At 51.7% G+C, this 15,894-nt stretch carries 13 protein-coding genes; 10 read left to right on the top strand and 3 right to left on the bottom strand.

Translation table 11 applies throughout. The annotated features are described in order from the left end of the window. Positions 1 to 4 precede the first annotated feature (4 nt). From ACR0LN_RS00510 to ACR0LN_RS00480, 7 genes are read left to right on the top strand one after another with little or no spacing between them, the layout of a single operon-like run. Positions 5 to 1,510, top strand: coding sequence for a pilus assembly protein TadG-related protein (locus ACR0LN_RS00510; RefSeq protein ID WP_480426913.1), 1,506 nt, complete (start codon positions 5 to 7; stop codon positions 1,508 to 1,510). A gap of 15 nt (positions 1,511 to 1,525) precedes the next feature. Next, positions 1,526 to 2,023, top strand: a complete 498-nt coding sequence (locus tag ACR0LN_RS00505; RefSeq protein ID WP_480426910.1) for a TadE/TadG family type IV pilus assembly protein — start codon at positions 1,526 to 1,528, stop codon at positions 2,021 to 2,023. Next, positions 2,020 to 2,691, top strand: coding sequence for a TadE/TadG family type IV pilus assembly protein (locus ACR0LN_RS00500; protein ID WP_480426908.1), 672 nt, complete (start codon positions 2,020 to 2,022; stop codon positions 2,689 to 2,691). The genes ACR0LN_RS00505 and ACR0LN_RS00500 overlap by 4 nt, the downstream gene beginning before the upstream one ends. Beyond that, positions 2,688 to 3,917 (top strand): CpaE/TadZ family protein, encoded by a 1,230-nt coding sequence (locus tag ACR0LN_RS00495; protein WP_480426905.1) that lies wholly within the window; start codon positions 2,688 to 2,690, stop codon positions 3,915 to 3,917. Before ACR0LN_RS00500 ends, ACR0LN_RS00495 begins: the two co-directional genes overlap by 4 nt. A gap of 12 nt (positions 3,918 to 3,929) precedes the next feature. Further along, positions 3,930 to 5,318: a TadA family conjugal transfer-associated ATPase gene (locus ACR0LN_RS00490; RefSeq protein WP_480426902.1), complete on the top strand. Its 1,389-nt coding sequence runs from the start codon at positions 3,930 to 3,932 to the stop codon at positions 5,316 to 5,318. Further along, complete coding sequence (locus tag ACR0LN_RS00485) at positions 5,315 to 6,283, top strand: type II secretion system F family protein (protein ID WP_480426899.1); 969 nt, start codon at positions 5,315 to 5,317, stop codon at positions 6,281 to 6,283. Before ACR0LN_RS00490 ends, ACR0LN_RS00485 begins: the two co-directional genes overlap by 4 nt. Before the next feature lie 14 nt (positions 6,284 to 6,297). Continuing rightward, a complete protein-coding gene (locus tag ACR0LN_RS00480) occupies positions 6,298 to 7,284 on the top strand; it encodes a type II secretion system F family protein (protein ID WP_480426897.1) in 987 nt (328 codons plus the stop codon). Between the two features lie 529 nt (positions 7,285 to 7,813). Here the strand turns inward: ACR0LN_RS00480 and ACR0LN_RS00475 are convergent. Beyond that, on the bottom strand, positions 7,814 to 8,743 hold the full coding sequence (locus tag ACR0LN_RS00475) for a response regulator (RefSeq protein WP_480426894.1): 930 nt from the start codon (positions 8,741 to 8,743) through the stop codon (positions 7,814 to 7,816). Between the two features lie 548 nt (positions 8,744 to 9,291). Here ACR0LN_RS00475 and ACR0LN_RS00470 point away from each other — a divergent pair. Both ACR0LN_RS00470 and ACR0LN_RS00465 read left to right on the top strand, forming a co-directional pair. Then, positions 9,292 to 10,029 carry an acyl-homoserine-lactone synthase gene (locus tag ACR0LN_RS00470; RefSeq protein ID WP_480426892.1) on the top strand — a complete coding sequence of 246 codons (738 nt, stop codon included), beginning with the start codon at positions 9,292 to 9,294 and terminating at the stop codon, positions 10,027 to 10,029. 397 nt (positions 10,030 to 10,426) lie between these two features. Beyond that, positions 10,427 to 11,560, top strand: coding sequence for a response regulator (locus ACR0LN_RS00465; RefSeq protein ID WP_480426890.1), 1,134 nt, complete (start codon positions 10,427 to 10,429; stop codon positions 11,558 to 11,560). Positions 11,561 to 11,608: 48 nt separating this feature from the next. Here the strand turns inward: ACR0LN_RS00465 and ACR0LN_RS00460 are convergent, their stop codons facing one another. Then, entirely contained in the window at positions 11,609 to 12,946 is a 1,338-nt protein-coding gene (locus ACR0LN_RS00460; protein ID WP_480426887.1) for a cytochrome P450, read from the bottom strand. A gap of 128 nt (positions 12,947 to 13,074) precedes the next feature. On the opposite strand from ACR0LN_RS00460, the gene ACR0LN_RS00455 reads away from it, so the two are divergent. After that, the gene (locus ACR0LN_RS00455; protein ID WP_480426884.1) at positions 13,075 to 14,667 is read left to right on the top strand and encodes a sensor histidine kinase; all 1,593 of its coding nucleotides are present in this window, start codon (positions 13,075 to 13,077) and stop codon (positions 14,665 to 14,667) included. Between the two features lie 934 nt (positions 14,668 to 15,601). Here the strand turns inward: ACR0LN_RS00455 and ACR0LN_RS00450 are convergent. Beyond that, positions 15,602 to 15,844: a glycine zipper 2TM domain-containing protein gene (locus ACR0LN_RS00450; protein WP_480426881.1), complete on the bottom strand. Its 243-nt coding sequence runs from the start codon at positions 15,842 to 15,844 to the stop codon at positions 15,602 to 15,604. Between the last annotated feature and the right edge of the window lie 50 nt (positions 15,845 to 15,894).

Raw genomic sequence — 15,894 nt, 5'->3', positions numbered from 1 at the left:
AGCCATGTTTCCGAAAGCAATCATATCCCGCATTGCAAAGGACGAAGGCGGCACGATTGTACTCCTTTGGGGCACTGCGCTGGTGGCATTTCTCGGCTTCTTTGCGATCACCTTGGACGTTGGCCGGCTAAGCTCGACCCATTCGGAACTGCAGTCCTTCGCCGACCATGTCGCCTTGGCTGCAGCGGCGGAGTTGGACGGGCAACCCGATGCGCTGACCCGCTCAAATAATGCTGCCGTAACCCTGATTAGCCGCAATCAGACCTTTGCGGACGGCGCAAGATCGCTTTCTGGCGCGACAGATTTCACACTGACGTTTCATTCCGCCCTTCCGGCCTCGGACCTCGATCCGCTGGGCGATGACGTCACGACGGACCCGCGCGAAGCTAAATTTGCCCAGGTGATCCTGACACCAAAATCCCTGAGGATGAACCTCGCGTCCGCCTTGAACCGGCTGGTTGGTGGAAACGGGATTACGTCCGTCAGCCTTACTGCGGAAGCGGTTGCAGGTTACGCCAAGGCCGCGTGCGATGTGTCACCCCTGATGTTCTGCCTGCCCGACGATTGGGAAGATACCATGACGGTTGGCGATCAAATCCTGTTGCGTAGTGGTGGCAACGGCTCGGCCTGGGGTCCCGGCAACTTTGGTTTCATCGATCTTGAGAATTTTCAGGACACATCGGGCGTTTGCGCTGACGAAGGCGGCAACAAGCTGGCCTGCCTGATTGCGGCGCAGGACCAGATTACTCAATGCGTCCTGACCAATGGTCTGACTACTGAGCCCGGACAAAAGGTCGGAATCACGAATGCAGCGTTCAATGTCCGCTTTGACATCTTTCGCAGCGTTCTCAACGGCGAAAAGAACAACAGAGATTTCGCGCCTGCGCCGAATGTCATCAAGGGCATTCAAAAAAAAGGCGGTGGCTCCTGCATTCAAGGGTATGAAGAAGAAACTCCGGATACAGTCGCACTCGGCCGCGACGATTGCCTGATAGCGGGCACATGTGGCCGCTTCGGCGATGGAAACTGGAACCGTCAAGCATATCTGGACGCAAATCACGGCGGAACAGACGCCCACTTGCCATCTCTGGTCGGCACCGAGAATGACGTTTTTGTCGATACGCGCTACGGAATGTATCTGCGCGAAATCGAGTATGGAGACAGCAACCCGTTTTCACCGCCAAATTCGAACGCAATCCTCGATCCTTCCCTTGCGGAAACCGGTCGCCCAATGTGCTCAAGCGAGATGTCTGATGACCCAGCGCGGCGCGTTGTTATCGCGGCTGGCGTCAACTGCACGGATAATCCGGTTTCTGGTCGAACCGAAGGCGTACCGGTTACACAGTTTGTCGCGGTTTTCCTGACCGAGCCTGTTGGTGATGACGGTGGCTCGCCGCCCAGCTTTGACATTCATGGCGAGGTCGTTGGTTTTCCAGACGTCTCTGGCGTCGGCAGTGGCGGCAATGGGTTCGGCGGTATCTTTCGCGACGTCGTGCAGCTGTATCGGTAAGGAGGGCGTGTAATTATGACTTTGCGACTGACCTCCCGTTTCAAACTCTTCGGCAAGAGCGACGATGGAGCGATCCTGGTGGAGTTTGGCCTGATCTTGCCGCTCATGCTGTTCTTGTTGGCTGCGACGTTGGAGTCGGCACGACTGATGTGGTCATACCAAGCCGTCATCGCAGGCGTCCGCGATGCAAGCCGCTATATGTCCAGGGTTACGCCAGCAGATATCTGCAGTTCGGGCGGCTCTGTCGTCGGGCTAACAACAACTCTAAAAGACATTGTCGAGAAAGACAGAAACGACAGCGGCATTTTCCCGTCCAGCATACGTGTAAACTCGGTAACACCCAGTTTAACCTGCGTTACAGGCACGTATCGAATTAGCCCGGCACCCGTTGGCCAGGTAAGTGCCAACATCACCATCGACATCCCGATGAGCGGCATGCTGTCCCTGTTCACCAGCGTCGAACCTTCGTTGACCACGAACGTCTCGGACACAACGCGGATTTTCGGACAATGAAACACGATCCTCATATCCGGGCGCGAATGCAGCATCTCAGAAACAAGCTGATTAACGATCAGGATGCCGGTGTTCTTGTCGAGTTCGCTATTGTCGTTTCCTTATTCTTGTTCATTTTCATGTCGCTGCTGGATTTCGGGCGCCTGTCTTACAGCGTTGTAAACGCGCAGAAGGCCTCACAAATGGCTGCCCGGATTGCCACCGTGCGCCCGCCTGCTTGTACCTATGTCAGCGGCCACCCCCTGCCTACCACACATGATCGCGGCAGTTCCCCCTTGTCCCCTCGATTTGGCACAGCATGCAGCGACTCTGACGGAGTATGTGGAGATCCGGGCGACCTCGTCTGCACAGGCAACGTGAACAATGGTGGCAGCAACACTGCGACGGAAATTTGGGATCGCATCAACCCGCTTTTGCCGCCGGGCGCGACGATAAACAACCTGCGGATCGTTTACAAATTCGACTCGGAATTAGGTTTTCTGGGCGGCCCGTACACCCCAATGGTTACGGTCGAATTGGATTTGAATGACTTTGAGTTCGTATCACCCCTGGCCGCTTTGGCAAATGCCGCGGGAGCTTCGAACAGCACGATTCCAGAAACACTCGGCTATTCAAATTTCAGCGTCTCACTACCTGCTGAAGACCTTGCACTAGGAGAGTCAGGATGACGGAACAAAACGTTTCCACAATGAAATCACACTCGGTCATGCTTGTTTCCGATAACGCGGCTATCGCTCAGACTGTAGCTGGCGTCTTTCCGGCTGAAGGAAACAACAAAGTCACTGAGAGTGCGACCACGTTTCAAGCCTTGAACGGAACCGCCCTTCAGCTGGCCTTCAAGCATGATTTGGTGATCTTCGAAATTGATCCCGATGATGCAGGTGAAGTGGAGGCGATTAAAGACCTTCTGGCGCATCGCGACGACGACACATTGTTTGTGGCTTTGACGCAGAATGACCTTACGATCAGCAAGGCCCGCGAATTGCGAAAGATCGGCATTGACGAAGTGCTGCCCCTGTCGATCGATGGTGAGGGGCTGAAAGCGGCCGTCAGCGAGAAAATTAGCGCCCGTTCAGTTCCACAGGCGGCATTCCAGAGTGCGGCGTCTGCGCTGGGCAAAGTCATTCCGGTTGCCAAATCTCGCGGTGGTGTCGGTGCTTCAACGGTCGCCGTAAATCTTGCGTGCTCTTTGGTTGGTGGAAAGGGTTCTCTTTTCCGAAAATCGGCCAAAAGCCGCGTCGCGCTATTGGATTTTGATCTTCAGTTCGGAAACTCGAACGTATTTTTGGATCTAGAGGACAACGGCGGTTTCCTGCAGTTGATAGAAAACGCCGAAAAACCCGATGATCATTTTATGTCTTCGATCCTGCAAGAGCACGCTCTGGGCTTAGATGTATTGTGTGCGCCGGCACCGATGGTGCCGCTGCAATCAATGCGGCCCGATATGATCGAAAGTATGCTCGACCTGCTTCAACAGCGGTACGATTATATTGTAGTCGACCTTCCCTGTGCCGTCGTCGAATGGGTCGAGCCCATTTTGAAACGGGCGGCTCAGCTAGCTCTGGTCACAGATACTACTGTGCCATGCGTGCGCCAGGCGCGGCGGTTAATTGATTTCTACCGAGAGGCAAACATGACTTTGCCGGTTGAAATCGTTGTCAGCCGCGAGCGTAACACTCTGGTTCGCCCGTCGCATGTCCGAGAGGCCGAGAAGGTTCTGGAGACAAAGCTGAAGCACTGGCTACCGGACAATCCGAAAGTCGCCCGCAATTCCGTGGATCTTGGACGACCGATCGTGGACATGAAACCGCAATCGGATCTTGGCAAAGCCCTGACGAAATTGGCTGCTGCCGTGTCGACCGAGGTTCAACCTGTCGCCGTTAAGAGTACGTAAAAGGAGATCACTGTGTTCAATGAATTCAGATCACGCAAGGCGAGTTCCAAGTCGAATGTTCTGACGCTGGAACGGCCCATCGATATACCTCCGGCGCAGGTGACTTCTGAACCCGTAGACGTGGACCTGCAAGCTCACCTAGAACTGAAAAGCCGCTTACACAGCGAACTTCTTGACCGGCTTAATCTGTCCGTCATCGACAAGGTCGAGCGTTCGGAGTTGAAACGGCAGATCGCCGCTCTGGTCACTGGTATGGTTGAGGCCGAAAGACTGCACATGCGAGCCGAAGATTTCACGGTTCTTGTAGACGAGCTCATTCACGAAGTTCTTGGCTTGGGCCCGCTAGAGCCGTTGCTTGCAGACCCAACCATCAACGACATTCTCGTAAATTCCTATGACCAGGTCTACGTCGAACGGTTTGGTCTGCTCGAGGAATCTACGGCACGCTTCCGTGATGAACGCCATTTGCTGCGTATCATCGACAAGATCGTCAGCAAAGTTGGCCGCCGCATCGATGAATCCCAACCCTGGGTCGATGCGCGCCTGGAAGACGGCAGTCGTGTGAATGCGATCATTCGCCCCTGTTCGGTGGATGGCCCTGCCCTGTCAATCCGGAAGTTCTCTCGCAACCCGCTGACAATAAAAAAGCTGGTTGATCAGAACAGTATGAACGAGCAGGCCGCCCGACTTCTCGAAGCGCTGGTCGAAGCACGCCTGAACATTCTTATTTCCGGGGGCACCGGGTCTGGTAAAACGACCATGCTGAACGCCGTTTCATCGTATATCGATGGCAAGCAGCGCATCGTCACAATCGAAGACGCTGCTGAGCTTCAACTTCAGCAGAGCCACGTTGTACGACTGGAAACACGCCCACCAAATGCTGAGGGCCAAGGCGTCATCACGCAGCGTGACCTGGTTCGCAACGCCCTGAGGATGCGCCCTGACCGTATCATCGTCGGCGAGGTTCGCGGCTCCGAATGCTTTGACATGCTTCAGGCCATGAACACCGGGCACGATGGATCAATGACGACGGTGCACGCGAATTCGGCCCGCGATGCTCTGAGCCGTGTTGAACAGATGGTCACAATGCTTGGTGCCGATCTACCCGTAAGAACCATTCGGTCGCAGATCGCTTCGGCCATTCATATTGTGCTGCAGCTCAGCCGACTTAGTGATGGCACCCGCCGTGTCGTTAGCATTTCGGAAATAACCGGAATGGAAGACGATACGATTACCATGCAGGACATTTTTGTCTTCAAACGCCGCGGCAAGTCCGAAAGCGGTGAAATCCTTGGAGAATTCATTCCCACGGGTATTCGCCCGAAATGCTTCGATCAACTGGTTGCTGCTGGCGTCGATGTAGATAACGACATGTTTATTCGTGGAGCTATGTCATCATGATTGATCTACAGCCTGACACGATAAACATACTGATTTACATCTCTATTTTCATAGGAATCCTGCTTGCCTACGAAGGTTTGCAACAACTCTTCCTTCGCAAGGAAACCCTGACTGAAGCGCGAAACAGACGCATGAAGATGATTCAGAGTGGTGCGAGCTCTGACGAAGTTCTTCAGTTGCTGCGGGATCCTGCCATGCTGAATCCAGGCGAAAACCCTGGGCTCAGCGCCCGCTTCCGGCGCCTGCTTATTCAGGCTGGCGTTATGATCAATCCGATTTGGATCATTTTTGCCGGCCTTATTTTGGCAGTTGCTGTCTTTGTTTTTGCGACCCGCTATATCTCTCCGGAATTGGCTTTGATATGCGGTATCGTTTCCGGCATTGCCGTTCCTCTTATCACGCTCATCGCGATGAAAGAGGATAGATCTCAGAAAATGACCAAGCAGTTGCCGGACGCGTTGGACCTGATGGCGCGTGGCCTCAAAGTTGGTCACCCCATTGCCGTTACGGTTGGCAATGTTGCCAGGGACCTGCCTGATCCAGTTGGTTCGCAATTCGGCATTATCCAGGACCAGATCAACTATGGTGACGACGTGGCAACCGCCTTCCAGGATTTTGCAAATCGCGTTGGAACTGAAGATGCCCACTATCTTGCAGTCAGCGTTGGCATTCAGCACGGTACGGGTGGTAATCTGGCTCGCGTCTTGGCCATTCTGTCGAATGTTATTCGAAACCGCCAAACCATGCAGAAGAAGATCAAGGCCATCTCTGCAGAGGGCCGTTTGAGTGGCGTAATCCTGACGTTCCTGCCGATAGGTATCTATCTCTCGATCGAGCTTACAACACCGTCATTCTATGGCGACGTCCGAAATGATCCGCTGTTTCCCTACTTTGCAGGCGCCATCATTGGCCTGACAGTTCTTCAGGGTCTTATTCTAAGACGGCTCGTTAACTTTAAATTCTGACAGGGAGCAGAAACATGGAAAATATTCAAGAATTCCTGAACGATCCAAGCCTTCCCCTGCAGTATCTTTTGCTGGCCGGTATCGCCATAAGTGTCTTCTTTGTGGTGCTAGGGGTCTCAGGCATGGCCACCAGCGACAACACCGCAGCGCGCCGTATGCGCGTCGGGACCATTTCGCGTGGGCACGGAACGGACTTTGACCTTCTCCAAGGCGACAACAGCGACCCTCATGGGCTGTTCAAGGCCTTTGTGCCTTCATCCAAGAGCGAACGGTCCCGAGTCGGCCGCCTCCTGAAGCAAGCCGGTGTTCAGCGCAAGAATGCGGTGCGCACATTCTACTTGTTCCGCATTGTAATGGGATGCGTTCTTCCCACTGCTTTTGTGGTCGCGATGGCATTGCCACTTGAAACACAAGTGCAACTGGGTATCGAAAACCTATTGCAAGGTGTGACGTGGATTAACGCGTTGCAAATTGTGACGGCATTGATGGTCATCGGTTTCTATGGTCCGGCCCTCTGGCTTCGGAGACGGATTAGAAAACGTCGCCAGGCAATTGAACACAGCCTCCCAAACGCTCTTGATCTGCTCCAGGTGGCGATCGAAGCAGGGCTGGGCTTTGATGCAGCGATGGTTCGCGTGTCCCATGAATTGGCCCAGGCTGCACCTGAAATTTCCCAAGAGTTCACAATACTGCAACTGGAACTACAGGCTGGTAAGGAACGCCAAACTGCGTTTCTGGACATGGCAGATCGCGTAGGTCTTGACGAAATGCACTCCTTCGCCAACACGCTTTTGCAGTCCAACCAGTACGGGACCAGCATATCCACAGCGCTCAATACGTTCTCCACTGATATGCGCGTGAATCGCGAACTTCGGGCACAAGAAAAAGCCAACCGCCTGCCCGTACAGATGTCTGCAGTCATGGCCATGTTCATGATGCCTGTCTTGTTGATGATTTGCTTGGCGCCGATGGTGATCCGTTGGATTAATATGTTTAGCTGATGCCCGCTTAAACAGTCACTTGCATTACCTGCCAGCTTAAAAAATGGCACTAAATCCATAGCGGTCACAAGCTCCTGCCCCACGGGCATGACTATGATGGATTTGCCTTATTTGAATGCAATCGCCGCCAAAGTGACAGCACTTGTGCCACCTACGGGTTGCCTGAACTCGGAGCATTAGGCGAATTCAAGTGAAGGCTTCTTCTGATTGCCCCTGGGATGAATTGATCGACCTGCGATTTCGACTTTTGCTGTTCGAAATCTCGAAACCCGGTTTGTTTAGGTTTCTGTCGTGCAAATCGGATCGATGGACTTCAAAATGAGCCGTTTTTTTGTGTTCAGATCTCGCCCACGTTTTCCGGGCAAATCTGTTTGGATGCACAGAATGCGTGGCGGCCTAGCACGCAAAAACAACCCGAGCCCATTGATTTAGAATATGTTTCTGGGCAACTGAAAGGCCGCCGCCAATGTATGGCGAGGGCTTCGACAGCCCCCTACTCTCTTCTGGCTACATACTGCAGGCAAAATTTTTAGCCGAAACTCGCTGCCTGATTGCTCGTCAATTCGGCTGTTTCGACGGCCTTGTCTATCAAAAACAAGGCTTCCATTTTGGTCGTCGCTTCCAGCACAATTTCTTCGCCAACCTGGAAAACCAGCGTACTCCCCAACAGAACACCGTCCGTAATTTCCGGCCCTTGCATTAGCAATCGCTCTGCATTCACCCCGTCCTGGTTGTCGAAGACAAACAGAAAGACGCCATTGCCCCAATACGTTGCAACCTTGCGCCCTTCCTTCGTTGCACGAAGGAGCGCGGCACCCGCTGACGCCATGGATTCCCGAAACTCGCTTGTGGAACTGGATTTGTAGATTTGATCTACGTCAGTCACTTTCACGGCCAGGATTTTTGCCGCCGTAGAGTGCATAGTTGAAAGCTGAATGACGTAATTCTCAAATTCGGCCAAGCCAATACACCCTGGCAAATCGCCGAAATATTGCGGCTCACTAAGACGAACATCTGGATAGACTTCCGATTCCTGCCAAGCCTCCTCGTCGGCTTCAAGCACCTCGATTGCAGCTCTGCGTTCCGCTGCCATTCTGTAGGCATCCGAAAGTCTTTGCTTCAGATCAGAAAACTCAAAAGGCTTTGTGACATAGTCAGTGGCCCCAGCTTCGAAAGCTTCGTCAATGTACTGTTTCTGCACCATGGCAGTCACCATGATTATAGGTGTGTACATATAGCCGGGAAGTTTGCGGGCTTCCTCGCACAGAGTGATCCCGTTCATTTTCGGCATCTGTACGTCCAAAAGCAAACAGTCGAAAACTTCTGATGGGTTTGCCAAGATATCAAGGGCGTCTTGCCCACTTCGGGCGGTAACGACATCTTTATACCCAAATGCAGCGAGCACGCTGTTCAGCAACTCCAAGATACTGGGGTCGTCGTCTACGGCAAGTATACGCATAACTTTCACCAACCTCTTGTACCGAACCAATCGCTGGGCGTTGCAGACTAAGAGCAGCGATTGGCCGGTGCATAAAATTCTCAGGACCAGACCATGATGAAGGCAAAAGGCGGCAAAAGGTTGACCCAAGGTGGGCTCAGATATGTCTACGCTTCATTTTTTACTTGCATGTCAATTCCAGGCGGGCCTGCTCTGTGAAGCGGAGTCGACTCAATCACGAGATGCGGATCATCCCGCCCTTTACGCGGCGCTTGGTCCTGTAGCTGGCTGTGACTTTTTCGCCGAATGTTGGCATTTGAGTGCAAAATGCATGCGAATATGAAATCAAACCTTAACAGCGACTTGACAGGCAATCGGTCGAACAGAAACTCTGCAACAAGAAGAAAGACTCCCAAATAATCCGAGAGGTGCTTTTCTTCCAGTCGATCATTCGATCCAAGGGATGTGATTTAGACACACTTACCCAATAAATCCAAAGATTACGTCATTAGGTTGTAGACTTGCTGCGTTGAATCTTGTCATAAGTGTGCCGAAATTATGAGAAAAATATGGATCGACCACTCAGGTATGAGCAGGCATACACAACTCCGGATGTTTTCCCGGACCTAAGCCCTGCCAACGACGCACAAGCAGCGCCAAAAACCTTGGTGCGGCGCAAATCTTTTGCGCTAAAACGCAGTTTGCCCACTTCGCGGGGCGAGCTTGGTGGCGTTCGCGCGACGACAATGAGCTTTCGTAACATTCACGAACACGGGACATTGCTTGCGAAGTACCTCGAGACGCGAAAGTCCATTTTTATCGACAGACTCAAGTGGCAAGTCGGTGAAACTGATGGAATGGAGTTCGACCAATACGATACTCCAGCGTGCCAATGGGTCGTTCTTCACGAATTTGGCGAGGTTCTTGGCGGGGTCCGCCTTTTACCAAGCACGGCACAATGTGGAATTTATAGCTACATGTTGCGGGATGCACAGCGCGGCATTCTTAGAGATATTCCAACTGATATCCTGTTCTTCGAAGCTCCTGTAAAACCTACGGTGTGGGAAGCGACCCGTTTTTTTGTGACCGAAGGTGTCTCGTCCTCGCGCAGGCTTCTGGTCCAGCAGGAACTATTTCACCAAATGACCATTGCCGCGCAGCAGGGCGGCGCGTCCAGTATTTTGGGAATTGTGCCATCTGTCTGGGCGCGGTGGTCTAGGCGGTTGGGAGTGTCTGCCTCTCCGGTAGGGGCCAAGTTCTCAATAGATGGCACTGCAAGTCAGTCGGTTCTGTTCAATATCGGCTAGTGGCTGTGAGAACTCCTAACGCGGCTTGAATGCATTGTTACATAAAGTGCATTTGGCTCTATCAGTATTGCCTTGAACCGCGATAGGAGTCGGAAGGACGCCGAATCCAGTTCGATACACTGCACACCTGAGACCCTCTGGACATTGCTACTAAAGGCCATTTCAAAGCCCTGCATCGTCCCGTGAATTATTGTCTGCCGCCCGATCCAGTCGCTTTGGCCAGTTTCGAACGAAGCGGCGAAATTCGACAACAAAATTGGTGTTAAGGCAGCAATTGCCAAAATAAGGTCAAGAAAATACCCTGTTTCCCGCAGGTTTTCTGCCGTTTTGCCGCTGTTTCGTCCCACTCGCTTACTATTCTGACCAAGTTAGACAGAGTAACAGCGGTTTATCAGTTATGAAACATTCCACTCTCGGCCATGATCGGTTCCAAAAAAAGCTGGAAATCCAGGCGCTGAGACAGGTCACACTTAACGTTCTGGTTGTCGACGACGAGCCAAGTATTCTTGAGCTGCTTCAGTCGGCGCTACCCGAGCTTGAAAACTGCAGTGTTTCTGTCGCAGATTCCGCCGAAGCGGCACTCAAGAAAGTTGAAACGGCTGAAACTCCGTTCGATTGCCTGCTTGTAGATATACAGATGCCCGGCACCAGCGGGATCGAATTGCTCAAACAACTGCGAAAAATGCCAGGAAATCTGGACACGCCGGTTATTATGTTGACTGCGATGACGGACCAAAAGCACATCGAAGAGGCTTTTTTGGAAGGCGCATTTGACTACATTACAAAGCCGTTTGACTTCTTCGAACTGCGCAGCCGCATGAATGCTGCCCATCTTTTGATGATGGAACGGATCAGAGCACAATCTTCGTCGGCCTCGCTGATGAATCTCCGTAAAGAACTGGATTTCAACAAACAATTCAACTTTGAAGATCCATTGTCGATCGAAGGGTTGGACCGCTGCCTTCGCTATGTTGAGTTTGACAACTACGTCGACCAACTATCAAGAGGGCGCCGTTTTGACTCGTGGGTAACAGCAGTCAAACTTCAGGGTGCCGAATATCATTTTGACATGAGTGATTTTGGCTCGTTTCGACGGGTGATTTCTGACATTGGCGAATGCTTGCAAAACGCCTCAAAGAAGTCGGAGGGAGTCTTCTCATACCGTGGAAGCGGAGTTTTCCTTATAATAACGCACGGGTACGGCCACACGAACCAGTTACCGACCGAAGACGTGCTAAATCGAAAACTGAGGATGGTATTAAGTAACCGTTGTGCTTCGGCGCATCTCAAAACGGTGGTTGGTTCGCCGGTGTCCATGCGGTCGTTTTCAAAATCAGGCGCGCTTACCGCCCTGACTCAGGCGTGCGAGAAAGCAAACAGCCGAGAGAGAGCGCTGGGCAAAGGCGCTTCTCTAAGAACACCTATGCAGTCTCAAACGCCGCCAGTGCATGAAAAGAAGGCACCGGGAAGGCTGTTTGACACAGTTCTAAGGGAACTCTACGGCGAGAATACCTATCTTGATCGAAAATAGTCTCGATCTATAACAACTTTGCCTAATGCTTATGTGCCGCCCAAAGGCTTATGAAACTCGCTCAGTTTCAAGCATCAGCGGGCCACTAGTGCGCATGGTGAAGGTCAAAACCGGCTCTGGCAGTTGTGCTTCTCCCAAGGAAAAACTCACACGGCGCAACACCGAGGCCATCAAAACCATGATCTCCGTTTCTGCGTATTGCGCGCCGATACAAATTCTGGGGCCGTCTCCGAACGGGATGTATTGACCACGCGGAAGGGAAGCACCCATAAACCGTTCTGGCCGATATTCGTTGGGAGCATCCCAAAGCTTTTCGTTTCTGTGCAACGAGTAGACCGGGAAAAACAGCGCATCTCCCTTCTCGATCTTCACATCCTTGATTGTGACAGATTCCGATGCATCTCTGGCGAAAAACGCCGCGGAGGGATAAAGTCGCAATGTTTCCTTAACGTGAGCCCGAAGCAAAGGCATTGCTTCGAGATCAGAAAATTCAACCATCCCTTCAGGGCGTACTGCCTGAATTTCTTCCCGAATTCTGTGCTGCATTTCAGGGTTCAGAGCCAACAAATAATAGCCCCAAGCCAAAGCGTTGGCCGAGGTTTCGTGACCCGCAACAACAAAAGTCAGCAGATTGTCGACGGTTGTTTCCTGGTCTTCGAAATCCGTCTTCAGAGCTTCAATCATAAAATCAAGAAAATCGAGAGGCTCGCTTCGGTTTTCGGAGCGGCGCTGTTCAATAACTTGCCGTGCCAGGTCCCGCATCGTTGTAACCGGCGCCCTGCTGCTCAACCACTTTTTACGAGGCAGCCACTTTGGCAAGCCCATCAAGTCGAACAGTGAAATATCTGAAATGTATTTGAAATACGCGATAAGGCCTACGCGAATTTGTTCCGAACTGACCTCTTCATTGCCCGAGAAAATTACGCGAGAAATATTCGTCAACGTCGATGCGGGTGCGACTTGAGCAACATCCACAGAGCCTTCGTTCTCTGCCAAAGAGTCCGCAACTTCCGCGCCGGTCTCGGCAAAGTGACGCGCAAGCACTGGCAGGTTTCTGGCAGCGAACAACGGAGAATACCTCCGCCTTTGTTGGCGCCACTTGTCGCCTTCGGAAAGTATCAGGCCATTGCCGACAGCTGACCCGATAATATCCTTTGTGAACTTGGCTTTAGGGAAAGCTCTGCCCTGCCCTACCAACAATTCGGTGATCATTTCTGGGTCACAGAAATAATGTATGTTCAACGGGCCGCGAACATAGGTCTCACGCAGTGTTTCGGCTGGGATGACCTCAAGCATATTCCGACCAGCGGACCTTGCAAACTGAAGCAAAGTCACAGGTTTTTCCGCAAGTTTCGCCGCAACCGGAGTGACGTCGAACTGCTTCATTTTCGTCATTCCAAACGCGGTCACAACGCGGTTCCTTTTAGTGCCTTAGCCTGCCTATGCTTCAATCTAGGTGGGAAAACATCATATTAGCAATGAAATCATAGACTTTTTGACATCAATGTAGGCACTTGAGCAACAATCGTTCCGCCTTTGTCCAGCCGAGCCAATTTGAAAACGGAACAATTGGAAGCGATTGCCAAAATTATTGCCAAACTGTGAACCCATTTCCGACCAACTACGTCCTCATTGTTTCACTACGACAGTCTCAGGGAAGCGAAAATGAAGACTTTGGAATGACGGCAATCGATCCAGTGCAGCCGGACGGGTCCACCGGCGAGCCGGAAAACCGGCTTTTGCAAAACATCAAGGATTACACTGCCATGAGCTTCGCGCTCTTGTGGCAGCGACAGGCTATTTTTTTGGCAACAACCATTCTGACTGGGTTCTTTTTCGATCCGATCAATGCGTTGCTGTTCTACGGTACGATTCTCGTCTGCGAAGCTCAGGACCTAATGCTTGCAAAGCGGGTGCCTCGGCTCAGGCCAGACCAGCACAAAGCGATTGCAATGATGGTCGCCTGGATTCTGCTGAACACGATGCTCAGCTCAATTGCGATCTGCCTCTACACGATTTCCGTCGCATTTTCACAGTCGACCGGTGGGCACTTTACCCCTCTGTTCTTCTTGTTTGCGGCCGCATTGTTTGCAGCTATGAACAACCATCAGTTCGTCTGGGCCATGAGTGTCCGCCTGGCGATGTATGGTGTTTCGTTCATGATTATTGTCGTGAAGGACATATGGGTCGAGCGACCAGACCTCTCATCCGAACTTTGGTTGCAATTCTTTACAGTCGTCTTTGTCATGTACTTCTTGATCGACTGTTCATTGGTATTTTTAAAGCTCTACCGCAAAAATTTGGAGCAACTCGAAAAACTAAAACAAGAACATGAAAGAACAAAAGCTGCCTACATTGCCAAATCTCAGTTCATCTCGACAGTCAGTCATGAACTGCGCACGCCGCTAACGTCGATTAAAGGTTCGCTGGATCTCATCAATACCGGCGCTTTGGGTGACATTCCTGAACCGATGCAGAACATCATCACGCTGGCAAGCAAGAACAGTGAACGCCTGGCATCTCTAATCAATGACGTGCTCGACATTCAAAAAATGGAAGCCGGCGAAATGAAGTACCAAGAGGGAACAGTTGATGTTCACGAACTGGTTCGAGAAGCTATTTCATGCAATTTGGGATATGTAAGCGCACATAATGTGGAAATCGTGGAGGACATGCGAAGCAACGAAGAAGTGTATATCAAGGGTGACGCATCGCGACTTCTTCAGGTGCTGGCGAACATGATTTCCAACGCAGCCAAGTTTTCATTTGACGGTGGTGAAGTCATTGTTGGCTGCAGGAAACGAGGCTCGCAGGTACGTATATTTGTTAAAGATCAAGGCGTAGGCATTCCTAAAGGTAGCCGAGACAAGGTGTTTGACCGCTTCTCTCAAATTGATTCATCGGATGAACGCCACGCAGGGGGCACCGGGCTTGGGATGCACATCTCCAAGGAAATCGTTGAGCACTTTGGCGGCAAAATTGACTACAAAAGTGTACTTGGCAAAGGCACGGTCTTCTTCATTGAACTCCCCGTCTTGGCAAGCAAATCGACTGGACCTACTGTCCGGGCTCGTTCCTTGAAAGTCGGCGCCGCGTTACCAAGGTAAACTTGTGTTTTTCTGCCACAATTGTGAAAACAGGACCTTACGCCCGCTAAGTTTGATCGACAAGGTCGGGCTATTCCACCAATTACCCACTCTGCTTAGGATACGGGCAACCACCTAAAATAGAAGAAAAATTTCCCAATAAACCAGCGGGCAGCTAACTTCACATCAAGTGCGATACGTAGCTATCGGCAGAAGCTTGCAACAAGCAAACGGCCAAAAACATAAAGTATAAAATTATCGGACCAGCGGTCCAGATAGTATTCATTGACAGCTTCAGGGAGCCACTCTGGCCCGTGCCGTTGGTTACGGACTCGACACAATTCAAAGGTGGGAGCAGCTCCCTTTTGCTGTTTTTAACCATCTTCAACTCGTACACTAACTAAGAAGTATCTTATTAACCCCCACTTTAACCGAACTTAAATATTGGATTTTTCCTGTTTATTCCACAGCATCCAAGGAACAGTGGCCGAATGAAACTGCCATTGTTAACAGGATCCAGGTATTTCGAGAGGAATCCCCACATTTCTGGCGGAATCCGAGAGCAACCATCCCGTTCGTAGAGTCGTGGATCTTGCTGAGACAGTGGGGCAGAGCTGAAATGGCTGATCTAACCTGCAACTGCAATGTAACGACCAGTCGAGCTGGAGTAGAACGTCCGGTAATGCCGCATCTGGGCATCCGAAGGCAGAAGCGTTTCGTTGACAAAACCCTTACGCTCGGTCAAAGAAAATGGCCACCGTACATAGCATGTGCCTCTGCTAGAGGCGGCTACTCGGGCCGTAGGCCGCAATTTGGTTCAAGCGAACCGGGATTTACCGAGAAGCTTGCAGCCAGCGTGTTTCTGAATGCAAGCTCCCGGTGAAATCATGCGCGATAGTAGTGGTTGTGGCACTGTGCTGCCACGCAGGTATTGCCTTTCGGATTAGTGAGCTTGTCACTGACACGCGGATTGGCCCGCATACATACCTAGACCCGCACCAGCAGCTGTTGCGATATCTTGGCCCGTACCACCACCAAAGCGGTTGCCAATGACACCACCAATTGCAGCACCACCCAGAATACCCGCTGCACATCGTGCGTCAGCCTGGGCTTGCGCTTGAGTTGCTGTCGTTGGTGCGCCGCATGCTGCCAGCAGCAAAGAGCCTCCAAGCAGGCAGGCTACTGTTATTTTCCTCATGTCGGTTTCCTTCCCTTTGACTGAAAATCACTGCCTCTGGTTTCTTGTCA

This window comes from Ruegeria sp. AA6 (assembly GCF_056542865.1).
This window is presented reverse-complemented; position numbering and strand designations above follow the sequence as displayed.

Coding starts and splice junctions, on each gene's coding strand:
- ACR0LN_RS00510 (WP_480426913.1), top strand. CDS start 5: ATGTTTCCGAAAGCAATCATATCCCGCATTGCAAAGGACGAAGGCGGC.
- ACR0LN_RS00505 (WP_480426910.1), top strand. CDS start 1,526: ATGACTTTGCGACTGACCTCCCGTTTCAAACTCTTCGGCAAGAGCGAC.
- ACR0LN_RS00500 (WP_480426908.1), top strand. CDS start 2,020: ATGAAACACGATCCTCATATCCGGGCGCGAATGCAGCATCTCAGAAAC.
- ACR0LN_RS00495 (WP_480426905.1), top strand. CDS start 2,688: ATGACGGAACAAAACGTTTCCACAATGAAATCACACTCGGTCATGCTT.
- ACR0LN_RS00485 (WP_480426899.1), top strand. CDS start 5,315: ATGATTGATCTACAGCCTGACACGATAAACATACTGATTTACATCTCT.
- ACR0LN_RS00480 (WP_480426897.1), top strand. CDS start 6,298: ATGGAAAATATTCAAGAATTCCTGAACGATCCAAGCCTTCCCCTGCAG.
- ACR0LN_RS00475 (WP_480426894.1), bottom strand. CDS start 8,743: ATGCGTATACTTGCCGTAGACGACGACCCCAGTATCTTGGAGTTGCTG.
- ACR0LN_RS00470 (WP_480426892.1), top strand. CDS start 9,292: ATGGATCGACCACTCAGGTATGAGCAGGCATACACAACTCCGGATGTT.
- ACR0LN_RS00465 (WP_480426890.1), top strand. CDS start 10,427: ATGAAACATTCCACTCTCGGCCATGATCGGTTCCAAAAAAAGCTGGAA.
- ACR0LN_RS00460 (WP_480426887.1), bottom strand. CDS start 12,946: ATGAAGCAGTTCGACGTCACTCCGGTTGCGGCGAAACTTGCGGAAAAA.
- ACR0LN_RS00450 (WP_480426881.1), bottom strand. CDS start 15,844: ATGAGGAAAATAACAGTAGCCTGCCTGCTTGGAGGCTCTTTGCTGCTG.